General features: G+C 29.6%; 19 protein-coding genes and 1 pseudogene. 14 read left to right on the forward strand and 6 right to left on the reverse strand.

What is annotated here, in order from left to right:
- Positions 1-14 precede the first annotated feature (14 nt).
- From lepB to WHD54_RS03030, 3 genes are all read left to right on the forward strand, one after another.
- Positions 15-1715: a signal peptidase I gene (lepB, locus tag WHD54_RS03020; protein WP_088323178.1), complete on the forward strand. Its 1701-nt coding sequence runs from the start codon at positions 15-17 to the stop codon at positions 1713-1715.
- Positions 1716-1776: 61 nt separating this feature from the next.
- Positions 1777-2373, forward strand: a complete 597-nt coding sequence (locus WHD54_RS03025; RefSeq protein WP_088323179.1) for a WbqC family protein — start codon at positions 1777-1779, stop codon at positions 2371-2373.
- 11 nt (positions 2374-2384) lie between these two features.
- The gene (locus WHD54_RS03030) at positions 2385-2696 is read left to right on the forward strand and encodes a DUF6122 family protein (protein WP_088323180.1); all 312 of its coding nucleotides are present in this window, start codon (positions 2385-2387) and stop codon (positions 2694-2696) included.
- Here WHD54_RS03030 and WHD54_RS03035 read toward each other — a convergent pair.
- The 5 genes from WHD54_RS03035 to WHD54_RS03055 are packed head-to-tail and all read right to left on the reverse strand — an operon-like array spanning position 2687 to position 9379.
- Entirely contained in the window at positions 2687-4177 is a 1491-nt protein-coding gene (locus WHD54_RS03035) for a lipopolysaccharide biosynthesis protein (RefSeq protein ID WP_088323181.1), read from the reverse strand. The genes WHD54_RS03030 and WHD54_RS03035 overlap by 10 nt on opposite strands.
- 3 nt (positions 4178-4180) lie before the next feature.
- Positions 4181-5437 carry a glycosyltransferase family 4 protein gene (locus WHD54_RS03040; protein ID WP_088323182.1) on the reverse strand — a complete coding sequence of 419 codons (1257 nt, stop codon included), beginning with the start codon at positions 5435-5437 and terminating at the stop codon, positions 4181-4183.
- 3 nt (positions 5438-5440) lie between these two features.
- Positions 5441-6625, reverse strand: coding sequence for a glycosyltransferase family 4 protein (locus tag WHD54_RS03045; RefSeq protein WP_088323183.1), 1185 nt, complete (start codon positions 6623-6625; stop codon positions 5441-5443).
- Positions 6622-9048, reverse strand: a complete 2427-nt coding sequence (locus tag WHD54_RS03050) for a YfhO family protein (protein WP_143744236.1) — start codon at positions 9046-9048, stop codon at positions 6622-6624. Before WHD54_RS03050 ends, WHD54_RS03045 begins: the two co-directional genes overlap by 4 nt.
- Before the next feature lie 40 nt (positions 9049-9088).
- Entirely contained in the window at positions 9089-9379 is a 291-nt protein-coding gene (locus tag WHD54_RS03055) for a DUF4834 family protein (protein ID WP_262502698.1), read from the reverse strand.
- A 148-nt stretch (positions 9380-9527) separates the two neighbouring features.
- Here WHD54_RS03055 and WHD54_RS03060 point away from each other — a divergent pair, with 148 nt between their 5' ends.
- The 11 genes and pseudogenes from WHD54_RS03060 to WHD54_RS03115 all read left to right on the forward strand — a co-directional run bounded on the left by WHD54_RS03060 (position 9528) and on the right by WHD54_RS03115 (position 19226).
- A complete protein-coding gene (locus WHD54_RS03060) occupies positions 9528-10592 on the forward strand; it encodes a transporter (protein WP_088323186.1) in 1065 nt (354 codons plus the stop codon).
- Positions 10593-10661: 69 nt separating this feature from the next.
- On the forward strand, positions 10662-11783 hold the full coding sequence (locus tag WHD54_RS03065; RefSeq protein WP_088323187.1) for a GTP cyclohydrolase: 1122 nt from the start codon (positions 10662-10664) through the stop codon (positions 11781-11783).
- A gap of 101 nt (positions 11784-11884) precedes the next feature.
- Positions 11885-12592 (forward strand): 16S rRNA (uracil(1498)-N(3))-methyltransferase, encoded by a 708-nt coding sequence (locus tag WHD54_RS03070; RefSeq protein ID WP_088323188.1) that lies wholly within the window; start codon positions 11885-11887, stop codon positions 12590-12592.
- 691 nt (positions 12593-13283) lie between these two features.
- Positions 13284-13643, forward strand: a complete 360-nt coding sequence (locus tag WHD54_RS03075; protein WP_088323189.1) for a hypothetical protein — start codon at positions 13284-13286, stop codon at positions 13641-13643.
- Between the two features lie 62 nt (positions 13644-13705).
- On the forward strand, positions 13706-13873 hold the full coding sequence (locus WHD54_RS03080) for a hypothetical protein (protein WP_158211804.1): 168 nt from the start codon (positions 13706-13708) through the stop codon (positions 13871-13873).
- A gap of 194 nt (positions 13874-14067) precedes the next feature.
- A pseudogene (locus WHD54_RS03090) lies at positions 14068-14461 on the forward strand (RsmE family RNA methyltransferase); the annotation flags it as partial.
- A 160-nt stretch (positions 14462-14621) separates the two neighbouring features.
- Entirely contained in the window at positions 14622-15632 is a 1011-nt protein-coding gene (locus WHD54_RS03095; protein ID WP_143744237.1) for a helix-turn-helix domain-containing protein, read from the forward strand.
- Positions 15633-15744: 112 nt separating this feature from the next.
- Positions 15745-16272, forward strand: a complete 528-nt coding sequence (locus tag WHD54_RS03100; protein ID WP_158211805.1) for a DUF3575 domain-containing protein — start codon at positions 15745-15747, stop codon at positions 16270-16272.
- 318 nt (positions 16273-16590) lie between these two features.
- The gene (locus tag WHD54_RS03105) at positions 16591-17232 is read left to right on the forward strand and encodes a DUF4159 domain-containing protein (RefSeq protein WP_088323192.1); all 642 of its coding nucleotides are present in this window, start codon (positions 16591-16593) and stop codon (positions 17230-17232) included.
- A gap of 8 nt (positions 17233-17240) precedes the next feature.
- Positions 17241-18170 (forward strand): bile acid:sodium symporter family protein, encoded by a 930-nt coding sequence (locus WHD54_RS03110; protein ID WP_088323193.1) that lies wholly within the window; start codon positions 17241-17243, stop codon positions 18168-18170.
- Complete coding sequence (locus tag WHD54_RS03115) at positions 18171-19226, forward strand: lysophospholipid acyltransferase family protein (RefSeq protein WP_088323194.1); 1056 nt, start codon at positions 18171-18173, stop codon at positions 19224-19226.
- A 15-nt stretch (positions 19227-19241) separates the two neighbouring features.
- On the opposite strand, the gene WHD54_RS03120 is transcribed toward WHD54_RS03115, so the two are convergent.
- Positions 19242-22160, reverse strand: a complete 2919-nt coding sequence (locus WHD54_RS03120) for a glycoside hydrolase family 3 N-terminal domain-containing protein (protein ID WP_088323195.1) — start codon at positions 22158-22160, stop codon at positions 19242-19244.
- Positions 22161-22171: the final 11 nt, after the last annotated feature.

Genomic DNA, 22171 nt, shown 5'->3' on the forward strand with positions numbered 1-22171 from the left:
AGAAAATATATATTATGAATTTCACAGAATGGTTTCTCTTTTTTTTAATAGTTCAGGTGCTTCATTTTTTTGGAACCTGGAAATTATATAAAAAAGCAGGTAGAAAGGCTTGGGAAGCAGCAATTCCAATTTATAATGGTATTGTTTTAATGCAGATTATTAAGCGTCCGAAATGGTGGATTATACTACTTTTTATTCCTGTAGTAAACCTATTAATGTTTCCTGTAATTTGGATAGAAACTATAAGGTCTTTTGGCTATTATAAAAAAATTGATTCCTTGTTAGTTATTATTTCGCTAGGTCTTTATATTTTTTACATTAATTATGCTTCAGAAAACTCATACAATAGCAATAGAAGTTTAAAACCTAGGTCGGAATTTGGTGAATGGGTTAGCTCAATAACATTTGCAATAATTGCTGCAACTTTAGTGCACACTTATTTTATGCAACCTTTTACCATACCTACTTCTTCTTTAGAAAAATCGTTATTAATTGGTGATTATCTTTTTGTAAGTAAGTTTCATTATGGCGCTAGAGTTCCATCGACAGTTGTTGCAGCACCAATGGTGCATGATTCTTTACCCTTTACAGGCACTGCTTCTTACCTAAAAAAGCCTCAACTACCTTACACTAGATTACCTGGCTTACAAAAAATAAAAAATAATGATATTGTTTGTTTTAACTGGCCAGCAGACTCTTTGGCTACAATGTGGGGAGATACTTCTGGAAAATTCACTTACAAACCAGTAGATAAAAAAACCAATTATGTAAAAAGGTGTGTTGGAATTGCCGGTGATACTTTAGAAATAAGAAATGGTTATGTGTTTATTAATGGAAAAAAGAATGAATTGCCAGACCGAGCAAAAATTCAATTTTATTATACCTACGAGTCTAAAACTCCGATTGACAGAAATACATTTCCAAAATTTTTAATAGATAAAGAAAGAACTGGTGTATACAAAATACTCTCAGAATACTGGAACAATCCGAAAGTGCAAAGTGCAATTAAAGAGAATGGATATTTAACTAAAATTGGTAGTGATTCATTATATACAGAAGTTGCAGGTGGTATAAATCCTGATTTTGCAAGACGTTTAAAAATAGTAAATGTTGCTAATAAAATAAACATCAATTTAACTGCAGAAGAAGTAACGCGACTCGAAAAACACAGTAATACAGTATCTGTAAAAAAAGTTAATTATGCTGCTGATGTAGCTATTTTTCCTCATGTAGAAAAATTGGGTTGGAGTCAGGACAACTATGGTCCTATTTATATACCAAAAGCTGGTGCAACTGTAAAGATTGATAATGAAAACCTTCCTTTCTACGAGCAAATTATAAAAAATTACGAGAATAATAGTTTAACAGTTGTTGGAAATGATATTTTTATCAACGGAGAAAAAACAACTTCTTACACCTTTAAACAAGATTATTATTGGTTAATGGGAGATAACAGACACAACTCTTTAGATGCAAGATATTGGGGGTTTGTACCTTTCGATCATGTTTTAGGAAAGCCAGTAATGATTTGGTTCAGCTGGGATGCAAATGCTCCTAGTTTTGGAGAAAAAATAAAGTCAATTCGTTGGGATAGAATGTTTACAACAGTTGGTGGAGATGGAGAACCTGTTTCGTATAGGTATGTTGTTTTTGTACTTATAGCAGCATATATTGGTTATAGCTTTTTTAAATCAAAAAAGAAGCGTGTAAAATAGTTGCTAACCATTATGGTGTAATAACCTTACAAACTAAAAATTTATCATCTAATACAATTTTATGCCGTTATTTATACCGACATACTTTTCTCCTATTTCTCAGTATTCTGAAATTTACAAACAATCGAAAATAGTTTTTGAGGTAGAAGATAATTATCAGAAACAAAGTTATAGAAATAGATGTTACATTTTTAACACAAATGGCAAACAATTGTTAAATATTCCCGTTAAACACCCAAAAAAAGAATTACGAAAAAAAACAAAAGATGCGCTTGTAGAAAACGCGACTCCTTGGCAAGACCAGCATTTAAAATCTTTAAAAACTGCCTATAGAAATTCTCCTTTTTTTGAGTTTTATATAGATGATTTGATGCCAATTTTCGAGAAAAAATACACGTACTTGCAAGAAGTAAATATAGATACTTTTCTATTTATTAATGATGCCTTGCAATTAGAAGTACCCTTTACCAAAACAAATAGCTTCATAGAAAATTTTGGAGATAACGATTATAGAAATTTTGCCTCAGCAAAGAATCATCCAGAAGTATCACCTAAAAAATACATCCAAATGTTTGATGATAAGCATGGTTTTATTCCAAATTTATCCATTTTAGACCTGCTTTTTATGGAAGGTCCAAATGCTATAAGCTTTTTATAAAATCGGTACCAATGGTTACGCATCAATTTATTATTCACTATGGGTTACATTTTGTGGCCCCTTTACTAATTTCTTTAATTTTCTTTAAACCGAAATGGAAAGTAGTATATTTCATTTTTCTGGCATCTATGCTAGTAGATGCAGACCATTTATTAGCAAACCCGATATTTGATAAAAACCGATGTAGCATTAACTTTCATCCGCTACATTCTTACACAGCAATTGGCTTTTATACATTAGGGTTGTTTTACAAAAAAACAAGAATACTATGCATTGCATTGCTTTTTCATATGTTTACAGATGCTGTAGATTGTTACTTGTAAAATCTTTTTAAAAGCGCACCAAACTCGTTAGATATTTTTAGTTTTATCATTAAAAAAACATACAGTATTGTAATTAAAATACATTTTAAAAAGATGTTTATTATTGGCGAAATAGAAAAACCTTTAATCTGGATTATAGGAGTATTAAAATCCCAAAAGTAAAAACTAACAAATAATATGGTAATAATAAACACCAACTTAAAAGACTTTGGTGTAAATGGTGTTATTGAAAACTTTGTATTTACAAACCACAATTTAAAGGTGTTAAAAAGAATAATAGTTATAAGTGTAGCTAAAGCCAAACCATCGGTACCAAACCCTAGATTAAAGTAAAATAATGTATTCAAAAAATAGACGGTTACAGACATACCAACTGCAATTGGTAATGTAATTTTATAAAAAGTAGAATTGTTTATGATTGCGCCATTACTCCCTAAAAACATGGTATATAATTTTGCTAATGAAATCATTAAAACAACATATTCGCCACCAGCATAACCTTTATCTGGCATCAATTTAAACAACTCACTAACTCCGCAATTTACCAATAGAAAAAACAAACCACCTACAAGCAATAAATTTATAGAACTTTTCTTATAGAGGTTTTCTACTTCTTTTGTATTAAATTCATTTAAAGATTTAGAGGTTAAAGGTTGTAAAATTTGAGTCATTGCTCTACTTGGCGCTTCAATAAAAGAGCCTATAAAAACAGCTACTGCATAATAGGCGGCTTTCTCTATAGGATCTTTTCCTGGAATCATAATTTTATCAATATCTAATAAAATTGCTCCTGCACTACCTGCTAAAATAATATAACCAGAATACTTAATTATTTCTAAAATATTATCTGGTAACTTAAAATAAAACTTAGGTAAATACATCGAAAAAGCGTAAAACATCATTACAAAAGCTCTAATAATGTAAGCTATTGTTAGATAATAAATAAACTCTTGCTTTGTTATAAACTCAAAAAATACAGCAAGTAGTAAAATCATTACCACTACTCTATTCCATAATTCTTTTAAGATATTCCCAAAAACGGTTTGAAGTTGCACTTTAGTCCAAGAATAAAAAAGCTCGAAATATGCACACGCTACAGCAATTAAATAAATATAAAAAGTATAATTTTCGATGATTGCATTTTCTTTAGCTACTTTACTCATAATCCACTCATGAAAAAAATCCCAAAAGAAACCAATAGGTAATGCAATGAGGAGTGGTAAAAAAATTACGGAAGACAAAAATTTATCTTTCTGCTCTTTTGTGGTATAGGACGAGTAAAATTTTACAATTGTGTACTGAATACCAAATGCTGTAAGAGGCATAATTAAATTAGAAGCAGAAAGCAAGAAAGCAACCATTCCATAAAACTCTGACTCTAAAAATCTTGGATAAAAAACAATAGTATTAATACCTCCTATTATAAAAGCACCGTAAATAATTATTGTATTTCTAAACGACTGTTTTAAAACAATACCCATTACCTATATTTGTTTAATAATTTTTGCCAACTGTTTTGTTAGTTCCCTTCTATGAAACTTATCTATATTGATAGTTTCTGACTGTAAACTACCATTTTTGTAGCTCTTGTAAAGCCGAAGAATTGCTGTTGTTAGTTTCTGTTCATTATTAAAATCTACCACAATTCCGGCATTTGTATTTTTAAGAATTTCACTCAAGTCACTTTCTTCTGGTCCGATGGCTAAAATAGGTCTTTTTGAAGTTAAATACTCAAATAATTTACCTGTTAATATTCCTTTATTATTTGGCACATTCGGAATCAATAATAGCAATACTTGAGATTCTTTCTGAAACTTTACTGCTTTGTCATGTGAAACATAATCTACAAACTGAGTATTTTCTGTTAAATTATTTACGTTAATTTCTTCTTTTACTTCATTGGCAATATCTCCAATAAATTGGATTTGTAAATCTTTTTTAAAGGTATCATTTTCATCAGAAATATGTTTTAAAACTTTAAAAAGAATTGTAGGATTGCTCTGTTTTGGTAACAAACCAATGTAAGAAATAGTAAATTTTTTGGAAACTTGAACAGCTTCATTTTCTAAAACTTCATCATCGTAACCATTTGTAATTACAGCAACATTTTTTGCTGTTTCTAGAAACGTTCTTTTTAATGAATTGCTAACTGTTACAATATAATCTGCAGAGCTTAACACAGATTTTTCGAGTTTTAAATTTCTTTTTTTAGCAAAAAGTGTCTGACTAAATTCTTTGTTATAGTAAATGTTTGTCCAAGGATCTCTAAAATCTGCAATCCATTTCACAGGTATTTTTTGTTTGATTTTTTGAGCAATTAAATGCATGCTATGTGGTGGTCCAGTAGAAATAATTACCTCAACATCATTCTCTTTTATGTACTTACATAAAAAATTAACAGAAGGCTTAACCCAAAAAACTTTTGCGTCTGGTACAAAAAAGTTACCCCTTATAAACGAAAGAAATTTATTGTTTGTAGCAGAAGAAACACCTTGTTGCTTTTTATTTTTTTTCCAAAAAAACAAGTTTATTGGGTTCCAAATAGGCTGTTTTAAAACCTCTACATTATCTGGAATTTCTTTTAAAAGAGATTCGTCTAACTTTGGAAAATCTATAGTGTCTGGAGTATAAACTATTGGTGTAATATTAAAATCTTGCAAATACTTTACAAATTTTAACCATCTTTGCACACCAGAACCGCCTGCAGGAGGCCAATAATATGTTATTATTAAAACTTTCAAATTTTATAAATTATCGTATAAATGTAGTAGTTTTTTTGATGTTTCTTCCCAACAAAACTCACGTTGTACAAATTGCTTTCCGTTCTCTCCTAGTTCTACTCTAAGGTTGGCATTATTATAAAGTGTTAACATTTGAGTTGTAAAACTTTTTACATTTTTTGCTTCATGAACTAAACCACAATTGTTTTTTTCTACAAGTTTTTTTTGTGCAGTCGCATTACTTACTAATAGTGGTTTGCCAAAACTCATGTACTGAAAAATTTTATTGGCGTACGCAACATCATGCTGAAGATTTCTATGCAATGGAGAAATACATACTGAACTTGCTAAAATATAAGACTGAAAAAGTGATACGTCTTGCCACCCCTCAAAATCTACATAATCTTGAATACTTAATGCTTTTACTTGGGCTTTTAAAACAGGGTCTGTAGTATTTTTTCCTACAATTACTAATTTTATTTCCGGAATAGTATTCTTTAATACCACAATACTTTCTATAGCTGTTTGTAAACCTCGCCTAAGATGAGTATCTCCCAAATATAAGACTACAAAATTGTTTTCGTATTTAGTTACAATTTGTTTGTCTATAGAATAATTCTCAAAAAAAGAGGTTCGAATGGTATTGGGTACTAGCACAAAATCATCTTTTTTATGTGGAACTCTTTCTTCTAATGTTTTTATAAATTCTGGAGAAACGGTAATTATACGTGTTGCCTTTTCTATAAAATCGTGCTCTTTACGTTTCCATGTCTTTGGAGATATTATATATTTTCCAGGAAACTTCTGTAAATGAGGATATAATTTCATAACCTCTGGTAAATTGTCATGTAAATCCAATACAACGGGTAATTTGTATTTTTTATTCGTCTTAAAAACTGCCTCTGCAATACGAATATCATGAACATGTAAAACCTCTACCTTTGTACGTTGTATAAACTTTTTAATTTTTTGTTGCATTAAAATAGTATACAAAGGTATGGTATATGCCAACGCAGAAAGTTTGTATTCTAATAAGTTAGAAGAATATCTTTGTACATATATTCCGTTTAACAGCTCTTCACTTTTTTCATCTTTGTAAGTTAAACAAAATAAAAAAACCTCATGACCGCTTTTCACCAGAGAAACTGCCTCATTTTCTACCCTTGGATCTGGAGGAAAGGGTGCATCTAAAATCATGCCTATTTTCATGATTTTATAAAGCTCATTTTCTTATCGTAAAAAAACCATCCAAAAGCAACTAAAAGAATTATTGCATAAGATGACAATGAAATAATTTTTCCTTGCTGAATAACTTTTGGCTCATACTTAAACACAATTGTATGATTTCCAGCAGGAACTTCCATTCCCCTTAAAACATAATTTACATTATAATGTGGCACCAATTTATCGTTTAAATATGCATTCCAACCATCTTCGTAAAAAATTTCTGAAAAAACAGCAAACTGTTTTTGTGCTGTTTTAGCATGATATACAAGAGAAGTTACCTTGTATTCTTGTAATGAAATAGTTGCTGTTGAGTCTGTATTTACTTGAGTAGTAATATTTATTTTTTCTGCGTCTGACATTGAAATAACTGCTGCCTTTTTTGTGTTTAAAGAGTCTAATGCCAATATCTCTTCATTAGCATTTTTAGCAACTACAAAATTATTTACAAACCAAGCATTTCCATTTGCATTGATATTAAGTTGAGCTTGAGGATTACCTTTATCATCAGGAACAATAAAATACTTTGTATTTAGCATGTTTAAAACTTGCATATTGTTTTTAGCTATTTGATACTCGAATAACTCTTGGTATCTACCAATTTTTGCTGCGTGATAACCTCCTATCGATTGATGAAAATACGAAGTACTTCCATCATTCATAATATCTGTAGTAAAATTAGCTACTCGATAATGGGTTGTATCTTGTACTATTTGTTTGTCTGCCTCTGAAGCTACAAAAGGTTGCTCTATGTTTCTTGCTTTCTTAAAATCGTCTTTGTTAACATACTTTTTATTTACACTAACCAAATCGAAAATTATAAAAACAAATAGTGCTAAGGCTACAAAAATTTCTTTCAATTTATTTTGTAACATTAACCATAAAACTGCTGCTACAGAAAATGTTAAAAGAATTGAACGAACAGCATCTGAAAATAGCATATCTTTTCTATCTGCAATTACGGCATCTAAAAACCCCGGTATTTCTGTATATTGCTGTGAATCTCTTAATCCTGAAAATGTTCCGAATAAATGTGCCAAACAGAAACCTGCAACTATAAAACCTACAAAAGTAAGCACTGCTTTTTTTAAAGCCACTTGCTTGATTTCTTTAGTTATTTTAGAAGAGAAAAACTCTTTTAGCCCGAGCGCTGCTAAAATTGGAACACAAAACTCGGCAATTACCTGAATAGAAGATACTGCTCTGAACTTATTGTAAAGCGGAACATAATCTATAAAAAAATTAGTGACAATCTCAAAGTTTCTACCCCAACTTAAAATTATTGAAAACACTGTTGCAGCCAATAACCACTGCTTTAAAGGTCCTTTGACTAAGAATAATGCAATAAAAAAAAGAAAAACAACAACTGCTCCTATATACGCAGGAGCTTCTATGTAGGTTTGATCTCCCCAATAAGTAAGTACTTGTTTTGAGTAATCGTCTGCTACTTTTCTGCCAGCTTTGGCTGAGATAAAACGATGGAAATTGGAAGTATTATCTAATTCCTCTAAAGTTCCACCACCCATAAAACGAGGTATAAATAGGTTAAAAGTTTCTAATTTGGCATAACTATATTCTGTAATATAGGCTTTATCCAATCCTTTTGTTGCTTCTTTCTGTGAGCCATCAATAGCTATTGTTAATTCAGATTTCCCTCTAGTAGACTTATCTGCATACTCTTTCATTGCCATTAATCTAGGTGCATTTGCACCAACTCCTAAAAGTACCGCAGCAATTATAATTACTGCTTGTTTGGCAAAAATTGAAAACTGTTCTTTTTTTAGGGCATCAACAAACTTTACAATACCAAGAATTAATAAACAAAACCCTAAATAATAGGTCATTTGAGGGTGATTGGTATAAATTTCTAACGCCATTGCTAGTGCTGTAACTGTAAAACCGAGTATATATTTTCTTTCAAATATCCATAAAACTCCGGCTGTTACCAATGGCATGTATGCTATTGCATGTGCTTTGGCATTATGACCTGCACCAAAAATAATAATTAAGTACGTAGAAAAACCAAAGGCAACAGATCCTAAAATTGCTATTCTCCAAGGTATTTTTAACGCCATCATTAAAATAAAAAAGCTAAAAAAATACAGAAAAGTATAATCTGCTGGTCTTGGTAAAAAGCGTAAAAGTTGGTCTAAACTTCTAACAAAATCATTCGGATAATAAGCACTTATTTGGTAAGCTGGCATCCCGCTAAATGAGGCACCTGTCCAGTATGGCTCTGCATTGTTTTCGCCTCTATAATCATTAATTTCTTTTACCATTCCTCGAAACTGAGTAATGTCTGATTGTTGTAACTTTTGCCCCTTTAATACGGGGTGAAAATAAATGATAGAAGCCAAAACGAAAACAGAAATGGCTATTAAATAGGGAACTATTTTAGAAAATTTCAATGTATTATTTTTTTGATTGATTTATTTTTTTAATGATAAACTAGTCTATTTCTTCAAAATCTACATATTCTCCTACAGTCTTTTTACTAGCAGATTGGCTATGAGTTGGTTTTTTATCTATAATTGTTTGTCCTTCTTTTACAGTATCTTCTTTCTTCGAATGATTTTGATATTGTTGTGCAGCTTTCTTCTGAATTGTTTCTGCAGCTTTTTTCATTAAAAAAGGAGCAAAAAGTCTTGCCAAAAACTTAAAGCCATAATAGAAAAGTAATAAGTAAAAAATAGTTTTTAATAGTCCTGCAAACATAACTTCATTTATAATAACAATCAAAAATAACAATTTGAACACAATTGAAGCGTTCTGAATCTATAAAACTTTCTTAAACCTAAAAAAGTATTTAATGACTTTAAAAAACAGCATTTTTAACCTATGTTTGTAATATGAGTTTACAAAAAATTGTAAATTACTTTTTAGAATTATGACACTGAGAATCTCCGCACTCTTTTGGGTGTTTTTATGGCTACATTTTACTGCCGTTTATGGGCAATATACAGATGTTATAAACTCTAATAAACCTGGTTTTTCCGAAAGTCCGTATAGTGTAGGTTCTGGTGTGTATCAGTTTGAAAGTAATCTTTTTTACAAGAAAACAAACATCACCCCCACTTTTTCTACGCCCGAGTCTTTAGGAATAGACTTCTTATTTAGAACTAGTTTTTTTCTAGAAAAGTTAGAACTAAATGCACAGCTAACCTATCAGCAGGATGAAATTGCATTTAAAAATATTTTTACATCATCTTACAATACCAACGGATTTAGTCGTATGACTGTTGGTGCAAAGTACCTTTTATATCAGCAAAAATATGAAGACAAATCAAAAGAAGTTCGAAGTTGGAAAAGAAGGAACGCCTTTGACAAAAAACGTTTAATTCCTTCTGTAGCAATTTATTTGGGCTTAAACACAGACGCTGTAAATTCTGTATACAAAAAAGGAAAAATGAGCCCCAAAGTTGGGGTACTTCTTCAAAATAATTTGACAACTAATTTTAATATAATTACCAACTTTTACTACGATAACATTGGCACCAAGTTTGAAGAATTCTCTTATATTATCACTGCAACACATAATTTTGGAAATCAATGGTCTGCTTTTTTTGAAAATCAGACTGTTTATTTAACACCACAAACAAATAGTAATTTAGGCCTAGGTTTTGCATATTTATTTCATAGAAATTTACAAATAAATACTGCTGCAAGACTTATTTACGAAGGAGTTTCTCAAGGATATTACGTTGGTTTGGGTGCTTCGTACAGAATAGACCACTACAAAGATTCTTTTATAGAACTTAATGCTGCCGGAAAGCCTTTAAAAGACACACCTATAAGTAGATATAACAAAAGGCAGAACAGTTTTTTTAATCGTCTTTTTAGTATTTTTAAGAAAAAAGGGACCACAAACAGAAAAAGACCAACAAGAACAAGAAAATCTACATCAAAAAGAAAAAAAGGAGGCTTTTTAGGGCTTTTTAAAAAAAAGAATTAAAATGAATCGTGCTTAAAAAAGCTAGAAAAAGAGATAAAGAAACAAAACAACGAATAAACGTTTTCAGTAATGATTACTCTGAAAGAAATAACCACCGAAAAGGAAATGAAACAGTTTGTGTTATTTCCCTTTTCGCTCTATAAAAATAATAGCTATTGGGTACCTCCCATTATTAAAGATGAGGTTGATAATTTTAATCCGAAGAAAAACCCTGTTTTTAAAAATGCAACTGCACAATTTTTTGTTGCCTTAAAAAACGGACAAATTGTTGGAAGAATTGCAGCAATAATAAACTGGTATGAAGTTGAAAAGCAACTCATAAAAAAAATGCGCTTTGGCTGGTTTGATGTAATTGATGATATTGAAGTAACTAAAATTCTTTTAGAGAAAGTTAAAGAAATAGGCAAAAAAAATAATCTAACCTTTTTAGAAGGTCCTGTTGGGTTTAATAACCTAGATAAAACTGGTGTTTTAATTGATGGTTTTAATCATATTGGCACTATGATTACCTGGTATAATTTTCCTTACTACAAAGATCATTTAGAACAATTGGGCTTCGTAAAAGAAAAAGAATATCTTGAGAGTAAGTTTAGTTTTAAAAATGTAGATGCTGTTTACTATGATAGGGTTAGTAAAATAATTCAGAAACGTTTTCAGTTAAAACCATTAGACTTTACACGTACAAAAGAGATAATGCCGTATGTAGATGAAATGTTTAAGGTATTTGATAAATCATACTCAAAACTATCTACCTATGTACCTATATCTGATGCTCAAATAGCTTTTTTTAAGAAAAAGTATATTTCGTTTATAAATCCCGAATACATAAAATTTGTAGTTGATAAAAACCATAAATTAATAGCATTTGCAATTGTAATGCCTTCGTTTTCGGAAGCCTTGCAAAAGGCAAAAGGCAAATTGTTTCCGTTTGGCTTGTTTCATTTACTAAAGGCACGAAAACATGCCCAAGATGTTACTTTTTATTTGATTGGTGTAACTCCAGAATATCAAAACAAGGGTGTACACGCAATTATTTTTGATCAATATACTAAAACTTTTACACCATTAGGCATCAAAAACTGTATAAGAACTCCCGAGCTAGAAGACAATCTTGCCATTAAAAAGTTATGGGAAAATTTTAACCCACAAACTCATAAAAAACGTAGAACTTACCGTAAAAACATAGATTAACAAATTATTTTTCAATCTTTTAGAAAAAGATAAAGTTAAAACTTATTTAAAATAACTTGCTTAATTTTGATTTTTTACCAAACAGATAGAATCTTTAAAATATGCAGCTATTCTACAATAAAGACATTTCTAACGAAACCAAAGAAATTACTTTCGACAAAGTTGAAAGTAGACATATTGTGCGTGTTTTAAGGAAAAAAGAAGGAGATGTTTTAAAAATAACCAATGGTAAGGGCTTTTTGTTTGATGCTGCAATTAGTTTTGCCAACGATAAAAGGTGTTCAGCTAATATTATTCATGTTGAAAAAAAACCAAAACCTTGGCAGTATTACTTACATATTGCTATTGCTCCTACAAAAAATAACGACAGAATAGAATGGTTTTTGGAAAAAGCTACAGAAATTGGTATTGATGAAATTACACCCATTATTTGCCAAAATTCTGAACGCAGAGTTGTAAAATTAGAGCGTTTTGAAAAGATTATACAATCTGCCATGAAACAATCTTTAAAATTTACCTTACCTAAACTGAATAATCCCATAAAATTTAATGATTTTATTAAAAAAGATTTTGATGGACAAATTTGTATTGCCCATTGCGAAGACCATCAAAAAAACCATTTAAAATCTGTTATACAACCTTTGGAAAAAACAACTGTTTTAATTGGGCCAGAGGGCGATTTTTCTGTTGATGAAATAAAAAAAGCCTTAGATAAAAAATTCATTCCTATTTCTTTAGGCGAAAGTAGGCTAAGAACAGAAACTGCTGGTTTAGTTGCTGTCAATTTGGTGTCTTTTGTAAATGAATAAATCATCATTTATTCCTGCACAACCAGTAACACAAACTAATTTACCAAAACACTAAAAAATCTATTGTTAAAAAAGTAATTTCTTTAACTAGCCATTTAAGACCTCTTTAGTTATTAATTATTTATTACTATTGGAATTTATCTTGAGCGAATACTAAAAGCATAAATGATATTTAGGATGAAGGAATTTTATTTTTAGAGTTAAAAATTCTTTAACTGATTTCAATGCTAACAAAAAATAAACTATCGGTTTTCCTGTAAGATTAAAATATTTTTTTTTACACAAAGAAGAACTTCGAAATTCGGATAAATCAAATTTAAATTTAAACTCTTTAATTAACAGTTATTCAGTAAATACAGTCTTTCAAAAAAGTGTCAAAATATTAAAATTTGATACTTTAAAATTTGTTTTATGGTAGAAAAAATTTTTTAACCCTTTTTTCTTATTCAACTAAGGTTTATAAAAACTTAACATTTCAAAATTATATAAAACTACTCTAAAAAGTAATCTGAAATTTTTAAAAAAAAGTCCAAAATTTCTAAAACACCAAAACACTTTAATTTCCAAACACCTAAAATCTAGCAAGTTAAAAAACAAATGAGTCCAGAATTCTTCAAAACAAGAAATTCTGGACTCCCAAAATTTATTTTCTAACTAAATTTAAACCATACAAACTCTAAACCCAATTATTATGAAAAAACAAATAATTAAAATTTGCTTAATTTTTATAACAACTTTATTTTTAAGTTGTTCAGAAAATGACAATTTAATAACAACAGTTACAGAAGCTAAACTACCACCAATAACCCAAACAGGAGAAGACACTTTTGGTTGCCTTATTAATGGCACTGTTTTTATACCAAAAGATAAAACAGGCTATACACCTCCTGGTGGTGGAACACCAAAAGGAATAGAAATTTTAGGTGATAACTCTGTTTTTGTAATACAGGCAAGAAATTATATTAACACTGCTATATATATATATATATATATATTCCAGAAAATTTACCAGAACAAAAAACATATGTTTTTGATGAAAGCCCTGGAGTAAGTTATGGATTAAACTCTCCAGATTACGCTCATATATTTTGTATCATAAATAATAAAAAATATTTGAGTTTTGAGGATTCTGGTTTAATAGATTTTACAAAAGCAAATTTTGATAACAAAATCTACGCAGGCATTTTTAATGTAAAATTAAGAAATCAAGATAACCCTGAAGAATTTATTGAAATTAAGGATGGTAGATTTGATATTAACCTTATTACCATAGATAATTAAACAAATTAGTTGCTACCAACAACTGCTCATAATAATTAAATACCACAAAAACCATTTTACTCGTGCTGAAATTTTTTCAGTATCTAATTTAACACACAAAATTATGAAAAAGATTACATTATGTATGCTTTTAATGTTACTTTCATTACGAGTAAAAGCACAGTTAACTAATAGAAATTTTACAGACGAGGTAGATTACACCCATTATTTGCCAAAATTCTGAACGCAGAGTTGTAAAATTAGAACGTTTTGAAAAGATTATACAATCTGCCATGAAACAATCTTTAAAATTTACCTTACCTAAACTGAATAATCCCATAAAATTTAATGATTTTATTAAAAAAAGATTTTGATGGACAAATTTGTATTGCTCATTGCGAAGACCATCAAAAAAATCATTTAAAATCTGTCATAAAACCTTTAGAAAAAACAACTGTTTTAATTGGGCCAGAGGGCGATTTTTCTGTTGATGAAATAAAAAAAGCCTTAGATAAAAAATTCACTCCTATTTCTTTAGGCGAAAGTAGGCTAAGAACAGAAACTGCTGGTTTAGTTGCTGTCAATTTGGTGTCTTTTGTAAATGAATAAATTACTATATTTATAAAAAATTAGTTTGCAAGTAAAAGAAATTTTTAATCTCTTCCTATTAATAAGTGCCTTACATGGGTTTCTGTTTTATTTTGTTATTCTTTTTTCAAGAAATAAAAAAGACAAAAGTATTGTATTTATAAATTTACTTGTTTTGGTAATGTCCTTAAACAACGCCCAATCATGGATTTTTTCTAGAAACTTTTTTACAAGCTTCTCTTTTTCTGATTATTTACATTTTCCTTGGCATTTTTTAATTGCACCACTTTATTACAGCTTTTTTATTTATTACATAGATATTAAAAAGAAAAGTATCAATTTACTTAAAGTATTTGTACCGTTATTTATTATAATGATTCTAATAAGGATTGTTTTTGTATACTTTTACAGAAATCAAATTAGTGGAGACCATACCGAATTGTTTATAAAATACAATTCCATAGAAGAAATTTTTAGCTTGTTGGTTTCTTTAGGTGTGTATGGATATTCATTTCATATTTTATCTAAAAAAGAAAAATTATTTACCAAAATTTTGGCTTTCGATAATTTAAAATGGATTTATACCTTCTTTAAAATTGGTTTGCTAACCTATATTGTTTGGATTGTTGCACTTTCTATAACTATAACTTTAGATTTTAAAGAAATTGTTTACACATATTTTCCATTAAGAGTATTAACCACCATTTTAATTTATTGGCTGGGTTACCAAGCTATTGTGCAATTGCGTCTTTTAAAAGAAAGAAAAAAATTAAGAAAACAGCTAAATTTTAGTACAATTTCAAAAACGGAAAAAGACTTTGAAAACGAAAAAGATGCACATAAAAAAATATTATTTGATAATATTGAAATAACCCTACAAGAAAAAAAACTATTTACAGCACCTAAATTAAATGCAGAGTTTTTAGCCACTGAACTAGACATAAGTGTTCATAAACTATCTAGTACCATAAAACTATTTTCAGAAAAAAACTTTAACGATTATATAAACGATTTTAGAATTTCACTTGCTAAAGAATTGCTAATTCATAAAGACTATAAAAACTACACAATTACTTCTATCGGTTTAGAATCTGGTTTTAATTCTAAATCTACTTTTTATGCTACTTTTAAAAAACACACAGGTTTTACACCAAGTCAATATCAAAAGAAGTTTTTAACTTTAGAAGAGTAAAGTTGTCCAGAATTTTAAAAATGAGTCCAGAATTTCTAAAAACTTAGAAATTCTGGACTCTTGTTTTTTATTTGATGACTAATTTGGTTGAAAATTAAAATCAATCTTAATTGTGAAAAAATGTATTCTTCTATTAGCTTTAATTATAGGTGGTTATTGTTATTCTCAAACACCACAAAAAGATAGTTTAGACTCTTATGAACTCAAATTAAATGCTGGATATTTAATTGCTGGGTATCCAGAATTAATTTTTGAAAAGACGTTAACGTCAGAAACATCTATAGGAATTTCATTAGCATTTGCAGTTGCAGATAACATTAATGACCAAGAAAACAGATTATTTGATTTTAGTGTAATTCCTTATTATAGAGTGTATTTTGGAGACAAACCTAATGCTGACTTTTTTATAGAAACTAATGCAGCAATTTATTCTCAGAAAAAAAGAGAAGGAAGTTTTTTAAAAAATGAAAAAGAAGGAGGTACAGGTTTTGGTTTAGGCTTTAATGTGGGCAAAAAATATAGAACAAAAAATGGCTGGATTGGAGAATTTTCTTTCGGACTAAGTAGAACCCTCATAAACGCAGACAAAGTAGATTTAATTTATCCTCGAGCAGGAATTATAATTGGTAAAGCCTTTTAAAATGAAAAAAAGTTAATTGTCATTTTATTGTTGATAAATTTTAATCTAATTTCTAAAAAAAAAACAACTTAAACTAAAATCGATTTCATTCGCTATAGGTGGTTTTTAACCAACTTATAAAAAGTATTGGACAAGCATCTGTAAATGGAACTAAATAATATTTGAAAAAGAGAGTAAAATTGTTAAAAACGTTATTAAAATTTTAATGGCGTTTTTTTTATTAGAAATTGTAAATTACTATCTTGCTTTTAAATGTAAAAATGTTAGTTTTAGTAATTTCGGTTTTTATTAGAAATTAAATTTGGAGCTACTTAATTTATGAAGCAAAAATTCTTTTTACTATTTAGTTTTGTATTTTTAAATATAGCTGCACAAGATGTTGCCATTTTAAAATATAATGGAGGTGGAGACTGGTATAGCAACCCAACGGCAATACCTAATTTAGTAGCATTTGCAAATATAAATATTAAAACAAATATTTCTAAAAACCCGAAAACAGTAACAGTTTCGAGTGATGATATTTTTAATTTTCCCCTTATTTTTATGACTGGTCACGGAAACGTATTTTTTAGTGACGATGAGGCAGAAAATCTCAGAAACTATCTAATATCAGGTGGCTTTTTACATATATCAGATAATTATGGATTAGATAAATTTATACGAAGAGAACTAAAAAAAGTGTTTCCAGAATTAGAATTTATTGAAACACCAAGTAATCATCCTATTTACAATCAAACATATAAATTCCCAAACGGGATTCCTAAAATTCATGAGCATAATAAAAAAAATGCACAAGGATTTGGCATTTTTTATGAAGGAAGATTGGTTGTTTTTTATGATTATGAAACCGATTTAAGCGATGGCTGGGAAGATGAAATTATACATAACAACCCGAAAAACATCAGAGAAAAAGCGTTAAAAATGGGAGCTAATATTATTGAATATGCTTTTAAAAACTAACTAATTAGATGACGGATAAAATTGATATAGATGCCATAAAAATAAATTTTGATGAAGGTGGTTTATGGGTACTAAATATTGCAGTAGCCGTAATTATGTTTGGGGTTGCATTAGGAATAAAAATTGATGATTTTAAACGCTTATTTAAAACTCCAAAAATAGTATTTGTAGGTGTTTTATCGCAGTTTATCTTGTTACCTGCCGGAACTTTTTTAGCTATTTTAATTATTGAACCACACCCGAGTTTTGCTTTAGGAATGATAATGATAGCCGCTTGCCCGGGAGGTAATGTTTCTAACTTTTTTAGTAAAATGGCTGGTGGAAATGCCGCTTTATCTGTAAGTTTAACAGCATTGGCAACGCTATTATGTGTTTTTATGACTCCTTTTAATCTGCATTTTTGGGGTAGTCTTTACCAACCAACAAATGCCATTTTAAAAACAGTAGCATTAAACTGGATTCAGTTATTAAAAATTGTAGTTTTAATTTTAGGAATTCCACTTTTTTGCGGAATGTACATAAAGCATAATTACAGCAAAATAGCCTCTAAAATAGAAAAAATTCTAAAGCCACTCTCTATGATGGTTTTTGTTAGTTTAATTATCATTGCTTTTTCCCAAAATTTAAGTGTATTTACAAACTACATCCATCATGTTGCTCTATTGGTTATTGCACACAATATTTTTGCTTTTATTTTAGGGTTTTACACCGCAAAATCTTTTGGGCTAACTATAAAAGATACCAAAACTATTGCTATGGAAACGGGTATTCAAAATGGTGGCTTAGGTTTATTACTAATATTTGGTTTTTTTGATGGTTTAGGTGGCATGGCATTATTAGCCGCTTTTTGGGGTGTTTGGGATATTTTATCCGGAATTATTTTAGCCGCATATTGGGGCAGAAAACCAATACTAAAAGGTAATATTAAAAGTATTTAAATGTTACAAAAAATTTGGTTTCGTGTTGTTTGGTGCTATATAAAAATAGGACTCTTTTTTTACAGCAAAAAAATAACTGTTAATGGGCATGAAAATATTCCGAAAAAAGGAGCCGTTTTATTTGCCGTAAATCATCCAAACGGGCTTATAGACCCACTATTTGTAACAACCACTAATTGCAGACAAAATCATTTTTTAGTAAGGGCGGCATCGTTTAAAAATAAGTTTATAAAGAAAATTCTAGAATCACTATATCTAATGCCAATTTACAGAATTAGAGATGGTATTAAGCAATTGGCCAATAACCAAGAAATATTTAATAAATGTCATCACATACTTAACAAAGGTGAAACTCTAATGATTTTTCCAGAGGGAAGTCATAATAGAAAAAGAACTGTTAGACCTTTAAGTAAAGGATTTACAAGAATTATATTTGGCGCATTAGAAAAAAACAATAATTTAGATATTCAAGTAATACCTGTTGGTATTACCTACCAACACCCTTCGAGTTTTCCAACAAAAGTGAGTATTAACTATGGTAAACCCATTGCAACTAGAAATATATATGTAAACAATAGCCCTGCAAAAGCTATAAATATTTTAAAAAATAATGTAAGTAATCAATTGAAACAGTTATCTGTTCATATACCAGATGATGAAAACTATCAGTCTGTTTTAAACAAATTAACTTCAGCTCAAGTAGATTTTACAGAGGTATCTTTAGTGAATGAAATGATCAAAAACAATCAATTTCCTGCTGAAAAAACAGCTAAAAGAAATAATATAAAATCACTTAAATTTATAATTTTAATAAATAGTTTACTCCCCTATTTACTTTGGAAAAAAATAGCCACTAAAATTGATGAAATTGAATTTATAGATACTTTTCGTTTTAGCATTTTACTTTTTACCTGTAGCATTTTCTATGGACTTCAAGCATATGTAATTTACCTTTTTTGGGGTTTAGAAATAGGCATTTTTTATTTTACTGTTAGTGCTTTTTTAATTTTTATATATGTAAAATTAGCACCAACTAATGCAAAGTTTTTAGACTAAAGTAAATGTTCGTAATTAATAAATAATAGCGTCTTGTATAACCTGCTGAATTTTTGTTCGCATATTACTTTGCACCAACTTTCTATTATCCATGTTTGGGTACACTCTATTCGACAAAAAAACATATACCAAACCTGTGGCAGGATCTGCCCAAGTATAGGTTCCTGTAAAACCAGAATGTCCAAAACTTTGGTTAGACACACATCCGCAGGTTGCTTTCACATCCGGTTTTAATTGTGGTTTATCGAACCCCAAACCTCTACGAACTTTTTCGTCAGAGAAATAACGAAAATTAAATGTATCTATAGTAGAAGCCTTTAAATAACGTTTGCCACCATAAAAACCTTTCTGCAAATACATTTGCATAATTTTACCAACATCATTGGCGTTGGCAAACAAACCTGCATGCCCTCCAACACCACCTAACATAGCAGCTCCCATATCATGTACGTTTCCTACCAACAATTGATTTCTGAAATAGGTATCATTTTCTGTTGGCACAATTTCATTTAAAGAAAATTTATTTCGTGGCAAATAAGCTGTTCTATCTGCCCCTAAAGATTGATAAAACTCTTTATCTACTAACTTATCTATCGGTGAATGATATTTTAATTCTAAAGCTTCTTTAAAGATATAATATCCTAAATCACTATACTTATATTCTTTTGTATCGTTCTGTTCAGCCTCGCGTATATATTTGTAAATACTGTCTTTATAATGTTGTGTTATAAAGAGATTTTCTGCCACTTTAATACGATAACTTTTAGACTTTTTATTACGATAAAAAAGCGGTAAATTCTTACCTGTTATACTATCTTGTGTATCTTTATAAAATGGTATCCATGCTTTTAACCTACCAAAATGAGCCAAAACTTCCTTAACAGTAATAGAGGCTTTATTAGAATTAGAAAAACTCGGTAAAATATCTTTTAATTTGGCAGTTATCGGAATTGTCTTCTCTTCTTCAGCTTTCATTAAAAGAGGTAAAGACGCCAAAATTTTTGTTAAAGAAGCCAAGTCGTAAACATCAGAATTCTTTACTTTAATTTTTTTCTCATCTGTGTGATAACCATAACTTTTGTGTAAAACAACCTTGCCATTTCTAGCGACAAAAACCTGTAAACCTGGGGCCATTTTTTCTTGTAAAATAGTGTCTGCCATTTTATCTATAAGTAACAGTTTTTTTGAGGATAATCCCGCTGCTTCTGGTATGGTATATTCAAATCTGCTTAATGAAGATGTAACAATTCCTGTACCCTCATTAAATTCATTGCCAATAGAAACTGGCAACTTTCCTTTTGCGCCAAAAGCACCAAACAATAGTTGTGCAGAAATTTCTTGTGCCAGTCGACTATTTTGATAAGAAACCACCACACCTTCTATGTTTTTAAAACTTTTAATTTGTAATAAACTATACGGACTCGTAAAAATATCTAAAACCACAGGTTTATTTCTTGCAATTTCATGTAACCAAACTAATTCTTTATTACTAAATTTATAGGTTTTCCAAGGATTTGCATTCGACTTATGAAAACCAATAATAACATAATTATAAGGAGCCAACTTCTTAATCAATCCGTTTAAATTTTCATCAGAAACAACCGTTACCTTTGTATAATTTTTTAACATTTCTACAAAAGGAGCATTAGTTGCATCTCCTAATTTTACATACGCAATTTTTTTTCTTTCTAAGTTTCGAATTGGTAAATTTTGCTGTTTATTCTTTACAATTGTAATGGCATTTTTTAATAGTTCTCTATGTAATAATTCATCTTCAACCCTATTTAACTGTGGCTGTAAACTATCTAAAACTACTGGTTTGTAATTATGTAAACCTGCCCAATATTTAGCTTTTAAAATTTTTCTAACAGAAAAGTTAATGCGTTCTTCTGTAAGTGTTTTCGTTTCAATAGCTTTTTTTATAAGTGCTATAGAAGCAGGTATTTCTTGAGGAATTAATAGTAAATCGTTTCCTGCTTGCAAAGCAGCTAAATTCACTTCTGCAGAAGTTGCATAATTACTCGCACCCTTCATATTTAATCCATCTGTAATAATCAACCCTAAAAAACCTAATTTTTCTTGCAATAAATCTGTTACTACATTTTTAGACAACGAAGTAGGTACATTTGGTTCCGACTCTAAACTAGGTATGTTTAAATGTGCGGTCATTACAGTTGCCAAACCAACATCAAATGTTTTTTTGTAAGGATATAACTCTATCGAATCTAACCTAGAAAAATCAAAATTTAATACAGGTAATGTATGATGAGAATCTGCCGCAGTATCTCCATGACCTGGAAAATGTTTTCCATTAGCCAGCACTCCTACCCCTTGCATTCCTTTAATAAAAGCAATGGCTTTATGTGTTACATTTTCTTTATTTTCTCCAAAAGACCGGTTCCCAATAATAGGGTTTTCCGGATTTACGTTTACATCTAATACTGGTGCAAAATTTATATGAATTCCTAGCCTTTTGCAATGCTCTCCCAAATGCTTGCCAAAATTTTCAATTAAATTGTGGTCTCGTATAGCGCCTAACGTCATGTTCCAAGGAAAACGATAGGTATTTTTTAAACGCATATCCAATCCCCATTCACCATCAAAACCAACCAACAAAGGGATGTTCGATATTGCTTGATATTTATTGTTAAGAACCGCTTGTTTTTCTGGAGTTCCTTGCATAAATATTAAATTTCCTATATGATAGTTTTCAATCATTTCAGTTACAAATGCCTCATGTTTTTCATCGGCATTCGAATAGGCTTGTAGCATAAATAACTGACCTATCTTTTCGTCTAGTGTCAATGAGTTTAAAAGGCTATCTACCCAAACTTCTTGAGCTTCAAAATCGATTGTCCTCAGAGGATCAGGTCTTTGTGCATGTAAAATATTGACAAAAGCAATTGATAAAAAAAGTAGTAAGTTTTTTCTCATTTTAATTTTTA

Source organism: Polaribacter tangerinus (genome assembly GCF_038024095.1).
Taxonomy (GTDB): Bacteria; Bacteroidota; Bacteroidia; order Flavobacteriales; family Flavobacteriaceae; genus Polaribacter; species Polaribacter tangerinus.